The sequence below is a fragment of the Acidiphilium iwatense genome (assembly GCF_021556475.1).
GTDB lineage: Bacteria > Pseudomonadota > Alphaproteobacteria > Acetobacterales > Acetobacteraceae > Acidiphilium > Acidiphilium iwatense.
Map to the genome: position 1 here is coordinate 1 of NZ_JAKGBZ010000015.1, position 22447 is coordinate 22447.

17 protein-coding genes and 1 pseudogene are annotated in these 22447 nt (G+C 63.4%); 7 read left to right on the forward strand and 11 right to left on the reverse strand.

From position 1 onward, the window contains the following. Positions 1-624: alanine dehydrogenase (locus tag L2A60_RS09390; RefSeq protein ID WP_235704121.1), on the reverse strand; the 624-nt coding region annotated here is incomplete at its 3' end. A gap of 297 nt (positions 625-921) precedes the next feature. On the opposite strand from L2A60_RS09390, the gene L2A60_RS09395 reads away from it, so the two are divergent. From L2A60_RS09395 to L2A60_RS09410, 4 genes are read left to right on the forward strand one after another with little or no spacing between them, the layout of a single operon-like run. After that, positions 922-1119 carry a DUF3311 domain-containing protein gene (locus L2A60_RS09395; protein ID WP_235704122.1) on the forward strand — a complete coding sequence of 66 codons (198 nt, stop codon included), beginning with the start codon at positions 922-924 and terminating at the stop codon, positions 1117-1119. A gap of 12 nt (positions 1120-1131) precedes the next feature. Beyond that, positions 1132-2535: a sodium:solute symporter family protein gene (locus tag L2A60_RS09400; protein WP_235704123.1), complete on the forward strand. Its 1404-nt coding sequence runs from the start codon at positions 1132-1134 to the stop codon at positions 2533-2535. Further along, positions 2532-4178, forward strand: a complete 1647-nt coding sequence (locus L2A60_RS09405) for an amidohydrolase (protein ID WP_235704124.1) — start codon at positions 2532-2534, stop codon at positions 4176-4178. Before L2A60_RS09400 ends, L2A60_RS09405 begins: the two co-directional genes overlap by 4 nt. 5 nt (positions 4179-4183) lie before the next feature. Further along, entirely contained in the window at positions 4184-5122 is a 939-nt protein-coding gene (locus L2A60_RS09410) for a CobW family GTP-binding protein (RefSeq protein ID WP_235704125.1), read from the forward strand. Positions 5123-5137: 15 nt separating this feature from the next. Here the strand turns inward: L2A60_RS09410 and pdxR are convergent, their stop codons facing one another. The 8 genes from pdxR to L2A60_RS09450 are packed head-to-tail and all read right to left on the reverse strand — an operon-like array spanning position 5138 to position 15402. Continuing rightward, complete coding sequence (pdxR, locus tag L2A60_RS09415; RefSeq protein ID WP_407932535.1) at positions 5138-6727, reverse strand: MocR-like pyridoxine biosynthesis transcription factor PdxR; 1590 nt, start codon at positions 6725-6727, stop codon at positions 5138-5140. Positions 6728-6736: 9 nt separating this feature from the next. Continuing rightward, positions 6737-8179, reverse strand: a complete 1443-nt coding sequence (locus L2A60_RS09420; RefSeq protein ID WP_235704127.1) for an MFS transporter — start codon at positions 8177-8179, stop codon at positions 6737-6739. A gap of 46 nt (positions 8180-8225) precedes the next feature. Further along, on the reverse strand, positions 8226-9128 hold the full coding sequence (sucD, locus tag L2A60_RS09425; protein WP_235704128.1) for a succinate--CoA ligase subunit alpha: 903 nt from the start codon (positions 9126-9128) through the stop codon (positions 8226-8228). After that, positions 9125-10252, reverse strand: a complete 1128-nt coding sequence (locus L2A60_RS09430) for a succinate--CoA ligase subunit beta (RefSeq protein WP_235704129.1) — start codon at positions 10250-10252, stop codon at positions 9125-9127. Before L2A60_RS09430 ends, sucD begins: the two co-directional genes overlap by 4 nt. Positions 10253-10262: 10 nt before the next feature. Further along, complete coding sequence (gene sauS / locus L2A60_RS09435) at positions 10263-11687, reverse strand: acylating sulfoacetaldehyde dehydrogenase (protein WP_235704130.1); 1425 nt, start codon at positions 11685-11687, stop codon at positions 10263-10265. 31 nt (positions 11688-11718) lie between these two features. Then, positions 11719-12711, reverse strand: a complete 993-nt coding sequence (locus L2A60_RS09440; protein WP_262312372.1) for a bifunctional enoyl-CoA hydratase/phosphate acetyltransferase — start codon at positions 12709-12711, stop codon at positions 11719-11721. Positions 12712-12734: 23 nt separating this feature from the next. Beyond that, on the reverse strand, positions 12735-14486 hold the full coding sequence (gene xsc, locus L2A60_RS09445) for a sulfoacetaldehyde acetyltransferase (RefSeq protein WP_235704132.1): 1752 nt from the start codon (positions 14484-14486) through the stop codon (positions 12735-12737). Between the two features lie 55 nt (positions 14487-14541). Then, positions 14542-15402: an IclR family transcriptional regulator gene (locus L2A60_RS09450; protein WP_235704133.1), complete on the reverse strand. Its 861-nt coding sequence runs from the start codon at positions 15400-15402 to the stop codon at positions 14542-14544. A 164-nt stretch (positions 15403-15566) separates the two neighbouring features. On the opposite strand from L2A60_RS09450, the gene L2A60_RS09455 reads away from it, so the two are divergent. Beyond that, a complete protein-coding gene (locus tag L2A60_RS09455; RefSeq protein ID WP_235704134.1) occupies positions 15567-16925 on the forward strand; it encodes an MFS transporter in 1359 nt (452 codons plus the stop codon). Then, on the forward strand, positions 16925-18556 hold the full coding sequence (locus L2A60_RS09460; protein WP_329603565.1) for a GMC family oxidoreductase: 1632 nt from the start codon (positions 16925-16927) through the stop codon (positions 18554-18556). Before L2A60_RS09455 ends, L2A60_RS09460 begins: the two co-directional genes overlap by 1 nt. A gap of 1 nt (position 18557) precedes the next feature. Here L2A60_RS09460 and L2A60_RS09465 read toward each other — a convergent pair whose 3' ends face one another. Next, on the reverse strand, positions 18558-19025 hold the full coding sequence (locus L2A60_RS09465) for an Lrp/AsnC family transcriptional regulator (protein ID WP_235704135.1): 468 nt from the start codon (positions 19023-19025) through the stop codon (positions 18558-18560). Positions 19026-19573: 548 nt separating this feature from the next. Between L2A60_RS09465 and L2A60_RS20880 the strand changes: the two are divergent. After that, positions 19574-19897: pseudogene (locus L2A60_RS20880) on the forward strand (hypothetical protein); the annotation flags it as partial. Positions 19898-19981: 84 nt separating this feature from the next. On the opposite strand, the gene L2A60_RS09475 reads toward L2A60_RS20880, so the two are convergent. Continuing rightward, a complete protein-coding gene (locus L2A60_RS09475; protein ID WP_235704137.1) occupies positions 19982-22444 on the reverse strand; it encodes a heavy metal translocating P-type ATPase in 2463 nt (820 codons plus the stop codon). Positions 22445-22447: the final 3 nt, after the last annotated feature.

A 22447-nucleotide genomic window follows, 5' to 3' on the forward strand; every position in this document is an offset into this window, starting at 1 on the left:
ATCCAGCTGCGCCAGACGGGCGATCGACTTGTCCAGGATCGTCACGTCCGCACCCATCCCCATCGCGATCCGCGCCGCGTTGGTCCCCACCACCCCGCCGCCCAGGATCGCCACCCGCGCCGGCGGAACCCCAGGAACCCCAGCCAGCAACACGCCAAACCCGCCCTGCGCCTTCTGCAGCGACACCGCACCCACCTGCACCGCCATCCGGCCCGCAACCTCGCTCATCGGCGCCAGCAGCGGCAGCCGCCCGCGCTCGTCGGTCACCGTCTCATAGGCGATCGCCACCGCGCCCGACGCCATCAGCAGCCGCGCCTGCTCAGGATCGGGCGCCAGATGCAGATAGGTGAACAGAATCTGCCCCGGCCGCAGACGCTTGCACTCCACCGGCTGCGGCTCCTTCACCTTCACGATCATCTCGGCACGCGCAAACACAGCCTCCGCATCCGGCGCAATCTCCGCCCCAGCCTTCACATAGGCCGCATCGTCCATCCCGATCCCCTCGCCCGCACCGCTCTCCACCAAAACCGAATGCCCATGCGCCCGCAACTCCCGTACCGACGCAGGCGTCAGCCCAACACGATACTCATGGTTCTTGATCTCCCGAGATACGCCTACATGCATTGGACTTCTCACTGCAATTGATTATTCCAGAGGTATATGAAACCTATGGACCTTGTTCATCTAGCCGCTGCCCGCAAGGCCACTCAACAGACTTCAATGGGTCCAGTTTCGGTCGCGACCGAAGCGGCAAGGCTGGCTCCATCGTCTGGCGGATGTGGGCCTATCGCATCGCTTTCAGTGCTTCTAAAATAATAACGGCTCTCTATCCGAATCGACACCGAGGCACAGCGGGACAAGCCTGCCTCCAATAACCAGGGAACACCGGACGCACCCTAAAATCTGCAAGGAGGTTGATCCATGCTCAGAGTCATCATTGGTCTGGGAATCCCGTTCACGGCGATCGTTGTCCTGCTTCCCGTCATCAATCTCGTTCAGTTCACGATCTGGAACATCCCGTTTCTCTATTTATGGTTGTTCGCCTGGTTCGTGCTGACATCGGTCTGCCTTGCCATCTGCTGGTTTAGCTTCGACCAGCACCGCAACGAAAATTCGTGAGGGAGATACTCGATGGCAACCGCGGTCTTCGGCCTCCTGATCCTGTTTTCCCTCATCGTCGCGTTCGCCGCCAAACGCGGCCACAATGTCCGCGACCTGCACGAGTATTTCATCGCATCCCGGCAATTCGGCAGCTATCTCCTGTTCTTTCTGGCCGCCGGCGAAATCTACAGCATCGGCACGATGATCGGCTTTCCCGGCGGAATCTACGCCAATGGCCCGACCTACGGAATCTGGTTTCTTGGTTATATTCTGCTGGCCTACCCGGTCGGCTATTTTCTCAACCCGTGGATCTGGCGCGCCGGGCAGGTCTATGATGCCGTGACGTTACCCGACCTGTTCAAAGGTCACTTCAACAGCCGCGCGCTTGAACTGACGGTCACGATCACCGCGATCATCTTCCTGATTCCCTGGGGAGAGCTGCAATTCACCGGATTGATCGTCGCGCTGAACGGGCTGGGCTGGCATTTCGACCCGCTCGTCCTTTCTCTGATCGCGGCAGGGCTGGCCTTCGCCTATATCGCCGCTTCGGGTATCCGTGCACCCGCCATGGTATCCATCGTCAAGGACACGCTCCTCGTTCTCGCCCTGATCGTCACCGGCGTGGCCGCCGCGTCGGCGACCGGGCTCGCGCATGTTTTCCAGGCGGCCAGCACGCATGTACATAACCACATGACCCCAACCGGAGAACGCTTCGCGATCAGCACGATCGTGTTTCAGGCGCTTGGATTCTACATGTTTCCCTTCGCCATCCCGAATATCTTTACCGCGCGGAACGAACAGACGATCCGGCGGACTCAGATCTTCATGCCGCTCTACATGCTGATGTATCCGTTTCTCGTCGTCGCCGCCTATTATGCGCTCGATCAGCACTTCAAGCTGGCGTCCCCGAACGATGCGTTCATGGCGGCGGCGGTCAATTTGCTGCCCGGCTGGCTGCTCGGTCTGGTCGCGGCCGGCGCATCGCTGTCCGGCCTCGTCGTGCTGGCCGGCCTCAGCCTCGCGATCGGGCCTCTGGTGTCGCGGAATTTACTGCCTCATCTGTCGGAGCAACGCCAGCGCTCCGGTGCTCAGATCGTGATCGTCGTCTATCTCGCCCTTTCGATCCTGTTCACCCTGGCGACACCGTCCTTGATGCTGACCTTGATCAACACGGCGTATTTCGGGATCACTCAGTTCCTGCCCGGCATTCTGGCGATCATCTTTTTCCGCCGCGTCGATGCGCGCGCCGTGATGGCGGGAATCATCGTCGCGGACGCGCTCGCGATCGGTCTCTATCTCATGAACGTCTCGCTCGATGGCTGGAATCTCGGTTTCGCCTGCCTGCTTCTGAATATCGCCATTGTCGTCCTGGGAAGTATTCCAGCGCGCCGCCGAACCGACCTGATCCCCGTCGCTGAACGGATGCCGCAATGAACCCGAAGACCGAAACGATCATCCTGCGCGCGCGGCGCATCGTCACGATGGACCCTGCCAATCCCGTTGCAACCCATGCCGCCATCCGCGACGGCCGGATTCTCTCGGTCGGCGATCTCGACCGGGTACGCCGCTATGGCGATGCGCCGGTGGATGAACGTTTCGCCGATAAGGTGCTGATGCCCGGCCTCGTCGAAGGCCATTGCCATGTCATGGAGGGCGGGGTCTGGGCTTATCCCTATGTCGGTTATTACGACCGGGTCGACCCCGCCGGCAAAACCTGGCCCGGATTGCGCGACATCGGCGGCGTGATCGAACGGTTGCGCGCGGCGGAGCGAGGGCTCCCTCCGGGAAAACCACTGCTGGCCTGGGGCTTCGACCCGATTTTTCTCGGCGCGCGGCGGATGAATGCCGCCGACCTTGATGCAGTCTCGCCGGACCGGCCGATCCTGGTGATGCATGCGAGCTTCCATGTGCTGAACGTCAACTCCGGGTTGATGGCGCGCGCCGGTATCGGGCCGGATACCCAGGTCCACGGCGTTCTGCGCGACGCCGCCGGGCAGCCTACCGGAGAGTTGCAGGAAATGGCCGCCAAATTCATGGCGCTCCGGGTCGCCGGGACGGAGTTCTGGCGGGCCGCGACCATGCCCGGCGCGCTCGACCGCTTCGCCGCCTCGGCGGTGCGCGCGGGCGTGACCACGGTCACCGATCTCTATAACGAGCTTCCTGATGAAACCGTCGATGCCTATCGCACGGCGACAGCAGACCCCGCGTTTCCCGTTCGCCTGGTGCCCGCCTATAATCCCTCCGGGCTTGCGCCGGAACAAGCGGTGCAGAGGCTTGCCGAGCTGCGCACGCATAATACCGAGCGGCTGCGCTTCGGTCTGGTGAAGCTGATGACCGATGGATCGATCCAGGGCTTTACCGCCCGGCTGAAATGGCCGCATTATTTCAACGGACGACCGAACGGTTTGTGGAATCTCACCCCGGACATGCTGTATTCCTATCTTTCGGCTTTCCATCGGGCTGGATTTCAGGTCCACACCCACGCCAATGGCGACGAGGCCTCCGAGGTCACGCTTGAAGCGCTGGAGCGGGTTCTCGCGGAAGCGCCGCGCTTCGGCCATCGGCACACCATCCAGCACTGTCAGATGGCAGACGCCGCGCAATTTCGCAAAATGGCCGAACTCGGCGTCTGCGCCAATCTGTTTTCCAACCACATCTATTACTGGGGCGACGCGCACTACACGGAAACCATGGGGCCGGACCGGGCGGAGGCGATGGATGCGGTTGGCACCGCCCTCGCCGCCGGCGTTGCCGCCGCGATCCATTCCGATGCGCCGATCACGCCGCTCGCCCCGCTCTTCACGGCGTGGTGCGCGATGGAGCGCCGCACCGCGTCCGGGCGCGTTCTCGGAGCGAACAACCGCATCAGCCGTCAGCAGGCACTCGCTGCGATCACCCTCGGCGCTGCCTATACGTTGAAGCTCGATCATGACATCGGCAGCATCCAGACCGGCAAGCAGGCGGATTTCGCGGTGCTGGAAGACGACCCGACGGACGATTCGCTGCCCCTGAAGGAGGTGCGGGTCGCAGGCACCATAATCGGCGGCCGATACCACTCTGCCCCCGCCACCGGATGACTGCGATGCCGCCCATCGGCGTCACGTTGATCGGCGGATTTCTTGGCGCCGGCAAGACCACGCTGGTCAACCATATCCTGCGGCACGATCCGCGCCGGAGGATCGGCGTGCTCGTCAATGATTTCGGCGCCATCAACATCGATGCCGATCTGATCGCATCGCGCGACGGCGATGCGATCCGGCTGACCAATGGCTGCCTCTGCTGCGGCATCGGCGACAGCCTGTCGCGCGCACTGATCGACATGCTCGCGCAACCCATTCGCCCCGACCATCTGCTGATCGAGGCGAGCGGCGTCGCCGAACCCTGGCGGATCGCCGAGCTGATTTGCGCGGCCCCTGAGTTCGCTCCGCCGATGACGCTGGTGGTGGTGGACGGGTCGCGAATTCAAACCCAGCTCGCCGACCGCTATATCGGCGATCTCGCGCTCAGCCAGATCGAATCAGCCGACCTGCTGATTCTGAACAAGATGGATCTGGTGCCCGCACAAGGAGATCTTATCGCGTGGATGCGAGAAACCTGGCTGGGAAAGCGCTTCGCTATTAGCGAACACGGTGCGATCGATCCTGAATTGCTCAGCGCTGACCACAACCCATCCCGATTCCGCGCCGTGCGCGCACCGGCCCCGGCCGCCGCGGATCGCTTCGTCGGTCTGCGCTTCGTCACAGACGTGCCTTTCGACGCAGGGCGTTTGCACGCCGCGATGGCGGCGATGCCGCCCTGGATTCTCCGGTTGAAGGGGATCGTCACTCTCGCCGGCGAGGTTGCGCCGCAAAGCCTGCAATTCACCCCAGGCCGATGGAGCATGACGACGCTTCATGATCGGGCGGCACCCGCCGGCAGCCGGATCGTCGCAATCGGCCATCGCGATCGCGCCGATGCGAGCGCGCTGGACCGCCTGCTGACCGATGCATTGCAAACCGCCGATCTACAAACTTCTCGTTAGTTTCTTGTCAACGCGCTACGCATGGAGCAGGGCGGCCAGCTTGCGGATTCCCGTATCGATCTGGTTTGCCGCGATTGAGGAATAGCCGAGCCGGAAGAACGGGCACGGTGCGGGCGGCGTATCGAAGAAAACATCGCCCGGCTCGATCAGAACGCCTGCCCGCCGTGCCGCCTCGGCGAGCCGCCGCGTATCCAGTCCCTCCGGTCCCTCGATCCACAGACTCGAGCCGCCTCGCGGCTGTTGAAAGCGCAATTCGGGCACGTGTCTGGCAAGTGCCGCCGCAAGAACCGCCGCGCGCTCCGCCAGCACGGCTGTCAGCCTGCGGATCAGCGCGTCGTGATGTCCAAGGGCGAGAAACAGAGCGGCGGCACGCTGATTATTCGCGGGCGGATGCCGGACCATGAGCCGGCGCAGCGCGCGGCATTCGGTGATCAATTCGGGCGCACCGACGACATAGCCGATTCGCAAGCCGGGAGCCAGGCTCTTCGACAGACTGCCCACATAGACGACCCGATCCGACCGATCGAGGCTTTTCAAGGCCGGCGTCGGAGAGCCGTCGAATTTCAATTCGCTCTCATAATCGTCTTCAATGATGATCATGTCGTGGCGTTCGGCATGATCGAGCAGAGCCTCGCGCGTGGCGAGGGGCAAGGTCGACGATGTCGGGCATTGATGGCTTGGCGTGAGATACACCAGCCCGCAATCGGCCAGACTCTCATCGATGGCGATCCCGTCCCGCGTCAAAGGCAATGCGCGAAGAGCCGCACCGCGCATCGTGAAAATATTGCGCGCATCCGGGTAGCCCGGATTTTCGATGCCGACGATCTTTCCGGGCCGGACCAGCAGCTCGGCGAGCATATAGAGCGCATGCTGCGCACCGATCGTAATCATGATCTGATCGGCCGCGACAAAAATACCCCGCCTTGGCAGGATGCGCTGCTGGAGTTGTTCGATCAGCATCGCGTCATCGCCGTCGATCATGTCGGCGGACCAGTCGCGGATCGCCAGTACTGCCAGCGCGTTCCGGCTGCATTCGCGCCAGTCCGCCGTTGGAAACAACGCGGGATCGGATTGGCCATAGATGAACGGATACGGATAGGTATACCAGTCGGGCGGCTTCTGAATATTACGCTGATCGATAAAATGACCGCTCAGCTTCGTCGACCAATTTGGCCGGACGGAAGAAGCGGCGGTATTGTCTTGCCGCAACGATGCCTTGGCGATTATTCGGTCGGCAACATCGCTGGATACGACATAACCGCTCCGCGCATGGGCGACGATGAACCCCTCGTCGACCAGTTGCCGGTAGGCCAGCGTGACTGTGTTGCGCGCGACACCGAGATGTCTGGACAATGCGCGGCTGGACGGCAATCGCGTCGCCGCGCGCAAATGTTTGTCCAGGATCGCGGTCACCAGCGAACGCCGGATCTGCAGCTGGAGCGAAGCATCATCGCGTGGGTCGAGCGCGAATAGCGGGTGCCAGAGTATCTGCCGGGGTTTGGGCCTGGGAGAGCCATCGTCGATCGGCGGCGATCGCTTCCTCGAATGCATAGGATGGTTCTCCCGACTTGCCCGCATATCGCGATCAAGCAAAATAGGTGCCATCTGCGCTCCTCAAACCACGTTGCGCGGATTATTCGCGACACCAGCACCGGCCGACGAAGCAACGACGTTATGTTCCAGCTCTTCCAGAGTCTTGCCACGCGTCTCCACCGTCGAGGTCAATTCGACGGCCACGCCGATGAACGCGACAACGGCAATGATGATGAAACTGGTCGCCAGACCATAGCGATGCAGCAGCACGGGCAATGCGTAAACACCCACCACGCCACCGAAAAACCGCGATACCGCCTCGACAGTCGCGGCCCCGGTTGCCCGCAATTCGATCGGATACTGCTCGGCCAGGGACATTTTGAGTGCCGGAAAGGCACCCGTGCCAAAGAACGACATGACGCAGGCATAAAACACCGTTCCGATGATTGAACCGGGGATGCCGAACAGCAAAGCCCCGGTCCCGGCGGCGCCCATGAAAATCACATAGGCAGCGCGCCGGCCCAGCCGTTCGGCAACCCAGCCATTCGCCAGCTTGCCCGGAATCGCCGCGCCGGTAATGATCGCCGTGAAAATGAGAGAAGTCGCGAACTTGTAGCCGTGGGCGACGAAAATCGTCGGCATGTAGCTCATCACGACATAAAACATGAAAAACACGCCGGTGGCCGAAACGCAGCGGGCAATCGTGCGTCCGATCAGGCGCGGACCGAACAATTGCGCAAAACCGGCCGCGCGGCCTGCCGGCAAAGTCATGCCGGTTTGCGCCACCGGGGCAGGTAATTGTTTGCCGGTCAGCCTTATCGCTTCGGCCTCCATCGTCGCCACGATCGTCTCGGCTTCCGCCATGCGCCCCTTGCGCGCGAGCCAGCGCGGGCTTTCCGGCAACAGCCAATAGACGAACCAGGCATAGATGATCGGGCTTGCCGCGATCATGAAAAATATCCGCCAGGACACCGTCGGGCTGAAATGGGGAAACACGACGAAACCAAGCAGAGGCGCCACGAAATAACCTACCGAAAGGCAGGCATCCATGAAGCCGTTGAACATGGTGCGATGGTTTTTGCGGACAAATTCACCGACGATCGCATATGGCAGGGGAAAAATCGCACCCATGCCCAATCCGGCAAGAAACCGGACGCCGAGAAGAACGTCGTAGCTGGGCGCCAATCCGCAAAGGAAGGTAAACAGACTATACCAGATGATCCCCCCGATCAGGATTCGCTTGCGTCCGAACCTGTCGGCGAGGCGGCCCGCGGGGATCAGGCCGATCACCACACCGAATGTCTGGAAGGCGACCAGGGCGCCGACATCGCCCGGAGTCAGATGCAATGTCGCGCGCAGCGCCGGAAGCGATACGCCGAGCGAGCCGATGCTGAGCGCCTCGGTAAACCAGGCGAGCCCGGCGACGATCACGATGCGCCAGGTCAGCCAGGTGACCGGCAACCGTTCGAGGCGCGATGCGATCGTTTCCTGAGCGGCGATTTTGTCTGCGACGTTTATGGTCATTGTCGTTCCCTCCTCAAAACCCCGGCTGAGAGCCGCGAGTTACGCGCTACGCGGTATCGTGAGCGTATATCGGCAGCCGAGCGGACAAAGCGTCGGCGATAACCCGTGGCGTATCGACAACGGTGACGCCGGCTGCCTCCAGGGCGGCGCGCTTGCCGGCATAGCTTCCGGCATTGCCCGCGACGATCGCGCCGGCATGGCCCATGCGTTTGCCTTCCGGCGCGGCGCGACCGGCGATGAACGAGACGACCGGCTTCGTCATCGTAGCCGCATAGGTCGCGGCGGTTTCCTCCATCGATCCGCCGATCTCGCCGACCAGAACGACGGCATCGGTGCGGGGATCTTGGTCGAGGGCGCGCAATGCATCCTCGGTCGTCGTGCCGATCATCGGGTCGCCGCCGATGCCGATGAAGCTCGACTGACCGAATCCCGCACGCGTCAGATTGAGGCAGATCAGCGTGCCGAGACTGCCACTTCTTGAGATCACGCCGATCCGGCCCGGCTGGAAAACATTCGTGTTGTGGCCAGGCATGATGCCGACAAAAGCTTCTCCGGGCGTCACCAGGCCGGCGGTGTTCGGCCCGACGATGCGGCAATCGGCTGCTGCCGCGCGCGCAAAAATCGTCAGCATGTCGTGCGTCGGCACATGCTCGGTGAGAACGACAAGTCCGCGCACACCCGCTTCGATCGCGTCGAGCGCCGCGTCACGCACGGCGGCGGGTGGAATGAACATCACCGCGATATCGACCGGCATCCCCGCGAGTGCGGCTCGCGCCGAGGCAAAGATCGGCAGGCCGAGATGGGTTTCGCCGGCGCGCTTCGGGCTGACGCCCGCGACGATTTGCGTGCCCGTTTCCAGCATCCGCTCGGTCCAGAAACTGCCCTGGCTTCCGGTCAGGCCCTGAACCAAAATCCGGTCGGTTCGGCGAATGATGGGAAACATCGTCATTGTGCCGCCTCGATTGCCGCGCACACGGCATCTTCCATGAAATCGAAAGGATCGACCCCCAGCTCCCGCCGGACCAGGGCAACGGCTTCGTCTTCGCCGGTGCCGTGAACCGAGAAAAACACCGGCACGTCCGGCTTGAGCCGGTTCCAGGCTTCGGCGACGCCGCGCGCCATAACATCGGTCCGCGCGAAGGCACCGCAGAAATTGACGACGAGCGCCCGAACGCGCGGGTTTTTCAGCAACAGCGCAAGCGCCGGTTCGGCTTTCGTGTAGGCGTCGCCGCCGATTTCCAGAAAATTCGCCGGTCTGCCGCCATAATGCCGCACGACATCCATGGTGGTCATGGTCAGGCCGGCGCCGTTGGCCAGAATGCCGACCGATCCATCAAGTTCGATGTATTTGAGCCCGAGCGCCGCGCCTTCGGTTTCCAAAGATGTTGCCGGGTCCGCTTGCGCCACCGCGGCAAGCGATGTCTGCCGGAACGCAGCGGCATCGTCGAGGGTGAATTTACAATCGAGCGCCACCAGCTTCCCGTCATTCAACTGAGCCAGAGGATTGATCTCGATCAGTTCCGCATCCGTCTCGCGATAACGCCGATACAGCCTGACCAGAATATCGGCGATCGCAGGAGCGGCGTCGCCGAGTTCCAGGCCGTCGAGCATGGCGGTTGCATCGGCGGTATCGAACCGATCGGGAGACGTGACCAGATGGCGCCTGATCGCGTCCGGCCGCGTCGCGGCAAGTTCCTCGATATCCATGCCGCCCTCGGCCGCGAACAGAACGAGCGATGCCCGTTCGCGCGGCGCATGCAGAATTGCGGCATAGAACTCGCGCGCAATGGGTGCACAGGTCTCGACCAGCACCGCCCCCACGCGGTGGCCGGAAATCGCCATGCCGAGGATCGACTGCGCAACCTCTCTGGCCTGTGCGGGCGACTCCGCCACGCGAATGCCGCCTGCCTTGCCGCGCTTGCCTGTTGGCACCTGGGCCTTGATCACGCTCGGCCCGAGTCGCTCCACCGCAATCGCCGCTTCATCCGCATCCCGGCACAACACGCTATCGAGCAGCTTAATTCCAGCGGGACCGAGAATGAGGGTTTTCGCATCATGTTCGAGGAGATTCATGATTGGAACCTCATCGCCCGTACCGTGCCCAATATTTGCCGAACAGATCGGCCTCGGACGGTCTGTCCTCGGCAATCGGCGTAACCAGATGGGTGATATTCAGAAAATGGCGATAGTTCAGATTCTCGCTGATCGAATTCTTCTGCCACGATCCGCACCCCATGCTGAGGGTGAAATTCAGCCCGCTGTCGAACCCGCCGCCATTACCGAAAGTATGCCCGAAATTGACCAGAACCCTTACCACATCAAGAGATTCGGCAAGCCGCGTTGCCCGTTTCAAGTCCTTGGTGTGAATGCCGCAGGAATGCCCGCGTCCCTGATAGTCGAGGATACGGCGGACGGTGCTCATCGCCTGCCCGATATCACTCGCCCGATAAACCGCGAGGACGAGCGATAGTTTCTCGCCGGAAAACGGATGCTCCGGTCCCCATCCGGTTTCCTCGACCATGAAAAACCGGGCCTGCCGCGCTTCCTCGGGAAGGTCGAATTCGCGTGCGAGAATTTCGGCATCGCGCGCGATCAACGAGCGATTGAGTTTGCCGTTCCGCCACAAAATCGATTGAATCCGGGCAGCTTCCTTCGTCGTACACAAATACCCCCCTGCGCGACGAAGCGCCGCCAGGGCCTGGTCATAAACCGCGTCCACGATGATCAGGGCATTTTCCGACGAACAGGACGTGGAATTATCGAATGTCTTCGAAGCGGTGATCTTGCGGGCCGCATCGTCAAGATCGGCGGTCTCATCGACAATGACCGGAACATTGCCCGCACCGACGCCGATCGCCGGCGTGCCGCTGCGATAGGCACGCCGGACATTGTCCTGAGAGCCGGTGACGACCACGAGGTCGGCCGCCTCCATCAGGGTCTGGGTCATCTGTTTGGAGGCCGGCGCCGGCAGCACCTGAACCAGGTCGGGCGGAGCACCGATCCGTGCCAGTTCGGCACGCATGGCGGCGACCGTCTCCGTCGTCGTCACCAGCCCGGTCGGCGATGGCGCGATGATGATCGCGTTGCGGCCTTTGATCGCCATCATCGCCTTGTTCACCGCCGTCGCGGATGGATTGGTCGATGGAGTCACCGCGGCGACGACACCGATCGGCTTGGCGAACTTGACGATGCCGAGCGTCTTGTCCTCCTCGATCATGCCGACCGATTTCGCCCGCAGCAGGTCGCGCAGCGTGCCGAACGTCTTGCGCTGGTTCTTGATGATCTTGTCGGCAACGTTGCCGATCCCGGTATCGCGTACCGCCAACTTGGCCAAGGTTTCGGCCCGATCCGGCCGATAGAGCGACCAGGCAACGGCGATGACGAACTCGTCGGTGCGATCCTGATCGGCGCCGGCGATCGCCGCCATCGCACGGCGTGCATTGGCGACCAAGTGTTCGACGAGCCCCGTCACGCCGTCTGTTTCGATATTCGCTGCAACTTGATCCATTCCTTGCGTTTCCCCGGTCGTTGAATTCGCGTCAGGCAGGCGCGGGTGGCATGGCGGTAACGATGCGGGCCAGCGCGATCGAGGCGAGTTTCGCCTCCACCGGATCGGCCCGCGAGGTTAGAACGATCGGCACGGTCGCACCCAGAACGAGTCCCGCGGCCGTTGCATTCAGCAAATGAACCAGCGCCTTGAACAGCGCGTTGCCGGTCTCGATATTTGGCACGACCAGAATATCCGCCCGCCCGGCAACCGCGTCGTGCTCCAGTCCCTTGAGCGAAGCGGATGCCGCCGACAGAGCGACATCGAGCGCAAGCGGCCCGGCAATGCTGCACCCCGAAGCCTCCGCCTCGTCGCGGAAGCTGGCGACGAAATCACCGGCCGCCACGGAGGACGGCATTGCCGGGTTGATCACCTCGCTCGCGGACAGCATCGCAATGCGCGGATGCGCGATGCCAAGGGCGCGGGCGACGCGAATCGCATGGCGGACGATCTGCACGGTCGTTTTGCGATCGGGTGCAACGTTGAGCGCCGCGTCGGTAATCAGCAAATCGCGCGCCCTGCCTGGCCAGCGCATGGCGAACACATGAGAGAGCCGGTCGCCACGCCGCAATCCCGTCACCGGATCGAGAACCGCGCGCATCAACGCGTCGGTATGCAAATGCCCCTTCATCAGGATTTGGGCGGTGCCTTCAGCGACCAGGGCAACCGCGATGCGGGCGGCCTCGGCCTCGTCCGCGGCCGGCACGATGCGGCAATTGGCAAGGGAAAGCCCGTGGCGCGGCATCGCCGTGGTAAGCCAGCCGGCATCGCCGACCAGGATCGGCTCGATCAGATCGAACGCTGCCGCCCAGGCGACGCTTTGCAGCACGTGCTCGGCATGGGCGGCGGCAATCGCCATCGGGGCAGGCCCCAGCGTTTTGGCGTGCAGCAGAAGCGCCGGCGAACAGAGATATCCGCCCGCAAGGGGAACCGGCGGGGCATCGCCGGTTGGCGTGGAGAACGGTTCTGTCGAATGCGAATCCATGCTCCGTATGCCCCGCCGCTCGGTCAGGCCACCGTGTATTCGGAGTATTTCTCAAGCATCCGCTTCGGCTTCGACAGCGCATCACGACGGAACGGATCGCCAAGCTCCTGCGTGACCATCATTTCCAGGATCGTCGTCTTGCCGTCGCGCTGCGCCCGGCAGGCCGCTTCCAGCGCACCGCCGACATCGGAAACCCGGTCGATCACCTGACCCTCGGCACCCATCGCGCGCGCGATCGCGGCGAAGCTCGGGTTCTTCAGATCGGTGCCGACGAAGCGGCACGCATAGAAATCGACCTGGTTCTTCTTCTCGGCACCCCATTGACCATTGTTGAAAACCACAGCGGTCACTGGCAGGTTTTCCCGCAAGGCGGTGAGAATTTCGCCGAAGCTCATGGTCCACGCGCCATCCCCGGCATAGGCGATCGCCGGGCGCTCCGGTGCGGCCGCCTTGGCGCCAATAGCAACCGGGAACGCATAGCCGCAATTGCCGAAGCTCATCGCCGCGAGCATGCTGCGCGGACGATCGAAGCGCAGATAGCTGTTCGAGACCGAGCAGATATTGCCGATATCGGTGGACACCATTGCATCCTTCGGCATCGCATGTTCGAGTTCGCGCAGCATCTGGCGTGGATGCATCCGCGAACCATCGCTGCCGACATCGCGGCTGAAATCGTCGGTCTCCTGGGTCCAGCGCGTCAGTTCATCCTCCCAGGCCGCCTTCTCGTCACGAATCGTCGCGAGCCGCTGCTCACGCGACTTACTGCCGGCCAGAGACCGATTGCCAAGCGCCTCGGTCAGCGCTTCCGTGACCTCACCGGCATCACCGCACAGCCCGACCGAGATTTTCTTGACCAGGCCGAGCATTTTCGGATCGGCGTCGATCTGGATGATCTTCGCGTTGCGCGGCCAGTAGTCGAGACCGTGTTGCGGCAACGTGCCGAACGGCCCGAGGCGGGTGCCGAGCGCCAGCACGACATCGGCGCGGGCGATCAGCTTCATCCCGGCTTTCGAGCCCTGATAGCCCAGCGAACCGGCCCAGAGCGGATGGCTCGCCGGGAAGCTGTCGTTATGCAGGTAGCTCGTCACCACCGGCGCACCGAGCAGTTCGGCAAGTGCGATGCACGCTTCGGCACCATCCGCCGCGATCACACCACCGCCCGCGACGATAACCGGGAATTTCGCCTGCGCCAGCAACTCGGCTGCCTGCGTCAGGCTCGCCCGGCCGCCCGCGCCGCGCTCGATCCTGATCGGCTCGGGAATGTCGTAGTCGTGATTGGCATAAAAATAATCGCGTGGGATGTTGAGCTGGGTCGGCCCAAGATCCAGCATCGCGCGATCGAAGCAGCGCGCGGTGATTTCCGCCATGCGGCGCGGATGATTCACATGGCCCTGGTATTTGGTGATTTTCGAGAACACCGGAAGCTGATCGGTTTCCTGAAAACCGCCAAGCCCCATCGACAGTGTTCCCGATTCCGGCGTGATCGCGACCACCGGGCTATGCGCCCAGTAGGCGGCGGCGATGCCGGTCACGAAATTGGTGATGCCCGGCCCGTTCTGCCCGATGCACACGCCATGCTTGCCGCTGATTCGCGCATAGCCATCGGCCATGTGCGCGGCACCTTGTTCATGAACCGTCGGCAGGAAGCGAATTCCAGCCGCGGGAAACAAGTCGAGTGCGTCCATGAAGGCCGACCCGACAATGCCGAATACATTTTTGACCCCCTGAGCAACCAGGGTTTCAACAAAAGCCTCGCTTGACGTCATTTCCGTCATTTGGTGTCTCCGTTAGTGCCGCCCATCCACTGGTCCGGCATCGATAAAGCCATGGTCAATCGAAGGTGAAACTTTCCCCTAGCGCCCGCGCCGCAACCAGCAACGCACCGCGATGGCGATAGGCATCCGTGCTCGGCATCCGGGCGGCGGGCGCCTGAATGGCGATGCCCGCGGTGATTTCCCGTCGGGCGTTGAAGATCGGCGCCGCAAGACAGACCACGCCGAGCAGATATTCCTCGCGATCGACCGACAATCCTTCCCGGCGGATGCTGTCGATTTCCGCTTCAAGTCCCGAAAGCGTCGTGATCGTGTGGGGCGTGACGGGTTGCAGATCGAGCCGCGAAAGCATCGATGCGCGTTGGCGTTCGGGCAGGAAGGCGAGAAACAATTTGCCGATCGCCGTGCAATAGAGCGGCACGCGCGAGCCGATGTGGAAATGCAGGCGAAGCGGCCAATGCGTCGCTTCGACGCGATCGAAATAGACGATCTCGCTCCCCTCGAGCGTGCCGATATTGCAGGTCTCGCCAATCTCACTGACCAGCGCATTCAGAATCAGGCGACGGGGGCCATATTGCACCGAACTCCTCAGGATATCGAACGCGAAATCGGCAAGGCGCGGCCCGATCGCGATGCCTTTGGAACTGAACCGCCGATGCAGAAGGCCCTGAGCCTCGAACTGCTCGATCATGCGGTAGACCGTGGGTTTCGGAAGATCGAGATGTTCGGCGATATCGGCCGGCGTCACCGGCCGCCCCGCGCGCACGACATATTCCAGCACCGCGAAGGACCGCTGAAAAACCCCGAGTTTTTCGGAAGATTCGACCTGATCGTCCTCCAGCATCGCACGCGCCGGAACGGCCGCTTCGGCCGGCTTCGGCTTGCGCTGTGTCTCGTCAGGCTTGATGGGGCTGATCACTTTCGGCAATTTTCCATTCATTGGTCATTTCCATCTTGAATAATGATACGAACTCCGATAGCTGTCAACTCGATTCCGCTGGTCGAGACAAATTTTATCAGAAATCTTTGTCAAAGTCGGCGGCCGACCGAGCCAAGAGCAAAACCGAACTCAGGAGGAACATCATGACGCAGGATTCGGCCATAGCCCACGAGGAAACGCGGCTTCGGCGGATCGCGCTGGCCAGCGCGATCGGCACCACCATCGAATGGTATGATTTCTTCCTCTACGGCGTATTGGCGACCCTCGTGCTCAATCGCGTGTTCTTCCCAGGCTTCAGCCCGCTGCTCGGCACTCTGCTATCCTACACCACCTTCGCGATCGGCTTCGTCGCCCGCCCGGTGGGCGGCATTATTTTCGGCCATTTCGGCGACCGGATCGGCCGCAAGACGGTGCTGATCCTGACTCTGCTGATCATGGGAATTTCGACCTTCCTGATCGGCCTTTTGCCGGGCTATGCAACGCTCGGCGTCGCGGCGCCGATTTTGCTGCTGCTGCTGAGAATCATCCAGGGCATCGGCATCGGCGGCGAATGGGGTGGTGCCGTGGTTCTCGCCATCGAGCACGCCCCGGCCGGCCGCCGCGGCTATTTCGGCGCCTACCCGCAAATCGGCGTGCCGGCAGGGCTGATGTCGAGTGCGGCGGTTGTGGCGATTCTCACGCAATTGCCCGATGGGCAATTCATGCTGTGGGGTTGGCGCATCGCATTTCTGTTGAGTGCCCTTCTCGTCGCCGTCGGCCTGTTCATCCGGCTGAAAATCATGGAGACGCCGGAATTCCTGGCGGTGCAGGCGACCAAAACGGAATCCCGCGTGCCGTTATTCGACATGTTCCGCTTCTATCCGCGCGCCATTCTGCTCACCCTCGGCGCACGCTATATCGAAGGTGCCTGCTTCAACATGTTCGGCGTCTTCATCATCTCCTATGCGGTCGGAACGCTGCATCTCTCGCGCGGGTTTACCCTGGGCGGCGTCATCATCGCTTCGGCGGTAATGATCCCCTTCATCCTGATCTTCGGTGCCTTGGCCGACCGGATCGGCCTGAAGCGCATGTTCGGCACCGGCGCCCTGATCGTCGCACTAACGTCGGTCGGCGCCTTCGCGGTCATGCAGACCTACGGCGCCGTCCATCCGATCCTGGTCTGGGTGTCGATCATCGTGCCGCTGTCGCTCGCCTACCCGATGGTCTACGGCCCGGAATCATCGCTGTTCGCAAGCCAGTTCGAAACCAGGGTGCGCTACACCGGCGTCTCCTTCGCATACCAATTCTCCGGTATTTTCGCGAGCGGGTTGACGCCGATCGTCGCGACGCTTCTGCTCGCCGCCGATCACGGCAGACCCTGGTATATCGCATGGTATATGGTCGCGGTCGGCCTGATCAGCTTCGTTTCGGTTACCGCGATGCGCATCCCGGAAACCGCGGCGGCGCATGAAGCGGCGTCTCCGATCATGCAGGCGGCAACTCAGGGGCTGGAGTCCAATTGATGATGGCTGATTTCGCCAACGTCTCGTTCGATTACATCGTGGTGGGGGCCGGTTCGGCGGGCTGCGCGCTGGCCAACCGGCTGTCGGCGGATGCGCGCAACAAGGTTCTGTTGCTCGAAGCCGGCCCGCCGGACACCTATCCATGGATTCATATTCCCGTCGGCTATTTCAAGACGATGCATAATCCGCGCACCGACTGGTGCCTGCGCACCGAACCCGATCCGGGCTTGGCGGGGCGCAGTCTCGCCTGGCCGCGCGGCCGCGTGCTCGGCGGATCGAGCGCGATCAACGGGCTGCTCTATATTCGCGGCCAGCCCGCCGATTACGACCAGTGGCGCCAGCTCGGCTGCGCCGGCTGGGCGTTCGACGATGTGCTGCCCTATTTCAAACACGCAGAAGATCAGGAACGCGGCGCCGATGCGTTTCATGGTACGGGCGGCCCGCTCGCGGTGTCGGACATGCGGGTCCGGCGCGACATCTGCGATGCCTATATCGAAGCGGCGGCGGCACTCGGCATTCCGCGCAACGACGATTTCAACGGCGCGACGCAGGAAGGTGCCGGTTATTTTCAGCTAACCGCCCGCAACGGGCGGCGCTGCAGCGCCGCCGTCGCCTATCTCAGACCTGTGCGGAATCGCCCTAACCTCGCCATCGTGACCGGCGCGCTGGTGCATCGCGTGCTGATCGAAAAACGGCGCGCCAAAGGCGTCCTCTTCGAGGCGGGCGGCACGCTGCACCAGGCGTCTGCGCACGGCGAAGTCATTCTCGCCGCCGGCGCGGTCCATTCTCCCCATCTTCTGGCGCTCTCCGGCATCGGGCCGGGTGCGCGCCTCGCCCGCGCCGGAATCGAGATCGTGCATGATCTGCAAGGCGTCGGCGAAAATCTCCAGGACCATCTGCAGGCGCGCGCGGTTTACGCCTGCACCAGGCCGACCCTCAACAACGAGGTCAACAATCCGTTCCTCAAGCTGAAAATCGGCCTCGACTACATCCTGTTCCGGCGCGGCCCGATGACCATGGGCGCCAGCCAGGTCGCGATCTTCGCGCGCTCCGAACCCGCGCTGGATACACCGGATATCCAGTTCCACATCCAGCCGCTGTCCAGCGACGAGCCGGGCAAGGGTCTGCACCGCTATCCGGCGTTCACCGCCTCGGTCTGCCAGCTCCGGCCCGAGAGTCGCGGCCGGATCGAAACCGTATCGCCCGATCCGTCTCGCCCGCCCGTGATCCACCCGAATTATCTCTCAACGCCCAAGGACCGGCAGGTGATCGTCGCCGGCATGCGCCTCTCGCGCCGGCTTTGCGAAACCGCGCCGCTGCGCGATTTCGTCAAGGCCGAACTGGTGCCCGGTCCCGACGTGCGGACCGACGCAGACTTCCTCGCCAATGCGCAACAGACCGCGACGACGATCTATCACCCCGCCGGCACCTGCAGGATGGGGATCGATCCGCTCGCTGTGGTCGATCCGCGCTTGCGGGTGATCGGGATCGACGGGCTGCGGGTCGCCGATGCGTCGATCATGCCGACCCTGGTATCCGGCAATACCAATGCACCGGCGATCATGATCGGCGAAAAGGCGTCGGCCATGATCCTAGAGGATTGCGCCACCGGCCTGGTGCGCGCGGCTTAGGTTAGTCAGGCAGCGGCAGCCCGCGCAACGGCACGGGCGTCGACTGCACGATGGATGTCGTGGTCTGCCCATGGGCGAGGAACTGATCCAGCACCTCGTCGAGCCGGTCGAGCGCCGGCAGATGGATCTTGAGCACGAAGCAATCGTCGCCGGTCACCCGATGGCACTCCACCACCTGCGGCAGCCTGCGCGCGAGCTCGGCCACCTTCGGCAATTGGCCCGGCGCCGGGCGCACCCGCACATAGGCGCACACGGGATACCCGAGCGCGGCCGGGTTCAGCTCCAGCCGGTAGCCGACGATGATTCCGGCCTCCTCCAGCCGCATCACCCGCTCGCGCACCGCCGGCGCGGACATCCCCACCCGCCGGGCCAGCTCGGCCGTGCCCATGCGCGGATCGTCGCGCAGCAGGCTCAGCAGCTCGACATTCCGCCGATCGCGCAGTAATTCCGATTGAAGGCCAATTGGCATTTTCTCTTTTTAACCTGAATTCAAAACCATAATACTACCTTCCATTCGATATTCATAGAGCTGGATAGACATGCGATCATACCGGCATGGCGACCAACGTTCATGCTCCGGTGGAGAGCCGCGCACCCGCGCTCGCCGACCAGTTGCCCCCGTATGCCTGGTTCCTGGCCAGCGCGGTCTTCCACTATCTCGGTCCGTCCTTCGCCGTGCTCCTGTTCGCACGCATCGCGCCCTCCGGTGTCGCGTGGCTGCGCATCGCAAGCGCCGGCCTGGTGTTCGCACTCTGGCTGCGACCCTGGCGGTTCCTCGCCGCACTGCCGCGGCGGGACCAGGGTATTGTCGTGGCGCTCGGCGTGGTTCTGGCGGTCATGAACATGGTTTTCTACGAGGCCATCGCGCGTCTGCCGCTCGCCACCGTCGGCGCCATCGAGTTCCTCGGCCCCATCGCCGTCGCCGCCGCGGGCGCGCGCACCCGGCGCAACCTTGCCGCCCTCGTCCTGGCGATCGCCGGCGTCCATGTGCTCACCGAAATTCGCCTTGCCGGCGAGATGCTCGGATATGTCTTCGCCTTCGCCAATTGCGCGCTGTTCGTGCTCTACATCCTGCTCGGCCACCGCATCGCGTCGAGCCGGGCGGGCGCGTCCGGGATAGACCGGCTGGCGGCTTCCATGCTGATCGCATCGCTGGCCGCGCTGCCGATCGGCATCCGCGCCGCCCTGCCCGCGTTCGACCACCCGGAGCTTCTGCTCGCGGCGTTCGGGGTGGGCGTATCCTCCTCGGTGATCCCCTATGTCTGCGACCAGCTCGCCATGCGGCGTCTGCCCCGCGCGAGCTTCGCGCTGCTGCTTTCGTTGCTGCCGGCAACCGCGGCAATCGTCGGTTTCCTCGTTCTGGATCAGGTGCCGACGCAGGCGGAACTGCTGGGCATCGCCCGATCCCGGAATGACGCTGGGCGTTCACGCTGCCGCCTCCGCTCGCAGCGCCGCCGTCTCCACGGGATGTCCGACGCTCATGACCGCGTTGAAGAACAGGCGCGGCCGTCCCCAGAGCGAGTTGAGGAAAATCGCCGTGACGCTGACCGCCATCGCGACCATTGCCCAGACCGGGTAGATCAGCCCGGTCGCCGCGACCGGGATGCCGATCCCGTTGAACAGAAAGGCCAGGGAGATGTTCTGCAGCATCTTGCGGTAGCTGTTCCGGCTGATCATCCGGGCGACCGGAAGCGCGTCGATCCGATTGGAGAGGAGGATGATGTCGGCGGACTCGATGGCGATGTCGGTGCCGCCGCCCATCGCGATCCCGACATCCGCCTGCATCAGTGCCGGCGCATCGTTGATGCCGTCGCCCACCATCGCAACCCTGCTCCGGTCGGCCTGCAGGCGGCGCACGATTTCCGCCTTGCCGTCGGGCAGTATTCCCGCATGCACCTCGTCAATGCCGAGATCGCTGGCGACGCGGCGAGCCGCGCGCGCATTGTCGCCGGTGACCATGATCGGCACCATTCCCGCCTTGCGCAGCGCCTGGATCGCCCCGCTAGCCTCGGACCGGATGGTGTCGCCCAAAGCCAGGCAGCCGAGAGCACGCCCGTTGCGCGCCACCGCGATCACCGTCCGCCCGGCCTCTTCAAGCGAACGGATACGCTCGGCCAGCGCTGTCAGGTCAACGCCGCGCTCCGTCAGAAAGCGCGGATTGCCAACCAGCACGTCGTATCCTTCAATGCGCGCGACCACGCCCTTGCCGGGCATCGCATCGAAGGAGTCAACCTCGGGCGGGACGGCGCCGCGCTCGAACGCCGCCTTGACCACCGCCTGCGCGAGCGGATGTTCCGAGGACGCCTCGGCAGCGGCGGTAAAAGCGAGAAGCTCGTCCGCCCCGATCCCATCGAGTGTCTCGACCTCGTGCAGGACAGGACGGCCCTCGGTGAGGGTACCAGTCTTGTCGAGGACGATCTTGCGGACCAGGCGGAAGCCTTGGAATGCCTCGCCGGTGCGCATCAGGATGCCCTGTTCGGCGGCCTCGCCGGCGCCGCGCACGATGGAGAGCGGCGCGGAGATGCCGACGGCGCACGGATAGCCCATGACCAGCACGCTCAAGCCGGCGAATACCGCCCGCTCCACATCGATGTGCCCAGTGCCGAGCCAGGAGCCGATGAGCCAGCCCACGAAGGCCGTCATCGCGACGAGCAGCACCGTCGGGGTATAGACGCGCAACACGCGGTCAACCAGGTGCAGCAGACCCGGCTTGAGTGCCCGCGAATCCTCGACCTCGCGGATGACCTTGTTCAGGAAGCTGGCCTCGCCGACCGCCGTGACCTGCACCAGCAGCGTGCCGGTGCCGTTGATCGAGCCGCCGATGACGGCGGCGCCTTCCGCTTTCTCGACCGGGATTGGTTCCCCGGTCACGAGGGATTGGTCAACACCGGAGCGACCGCTCACGACAACGCCGTCCACGGGCACGCGCTCGCCGGGGCGAACCCGCACCAGATCGCCAACTTTCACCTCCGCGAGCGGCACCTCGATTTCGATCTCACCCCGCAGGATGCGGGCCGTCTCCGGCTGCAGGTCGAGCAGCTTCTTCACTGCCTGCGAGCTGCGCGTCTTGACGATGAGCGACAGCCACTCCGAGAAGATGTGATAGGTCATGACCATCACCGAGACGGCGAAGAACGGCGCGGTCGGGTAACCCGGCTGCTTCAGCACGAGTCCGATGATGCCGCCGGCCATGCCCGCAAAAGCACCGATTTCGAGCAGCACATGCTGGTTGAGGATGCCGCGCCGCAGTGCCTGATACGCCATCACCAGGATGTGCTGACCGATGCCGAAGACCAGGACCAGGGCCAGCGCGGCGACAATCCAGGGCGTTGCTCCGACAACCCAACCAAGCTGCCGCGCGAGGAGCAGCGCGACCACCGCACCGGCCCGCACCGCGGTGCCGAGAATCGCCGGGGCGAGGCCACGCGCGCGCAATACGAGGAAGACCAAACCAAGCAGACTCGCGAACACGGCGACGCTGAGCGTGATCGCGGCCGAACCGTTGGCCGGGTTCGCGATCAACGCGATCGCCAGCAGGCTGAACGCCGTCGCGGTGAGAAAGCGCCGCCCCTCGCGGACCAGGTCGCGCTCCTCGTCCTCGAAGGGGCGCAGCTTGCGCGGGTCGGAGACGGTATAGCCGATCTCGCGCAATATCTGGAGCAGTTGGTCAGGGCGCGCGACACCCGGATCGTATTCGACGAGAGCCTGCTCATGGGTGAGGCTGACCGACACCTTATCGACACCCGGCTGGCGCCCGAGCGCCTTCTCGATGGTTCCGGTGCAGAGCGAGCAGTGCAAGCCACCGATCCGGGCGCGGATCTTGCGCCGGTCGGGCCGGTTTGACGGTTCTTCGGTCCAGAACGCTTCAGTAGAAATTGTTTCTGACATTTT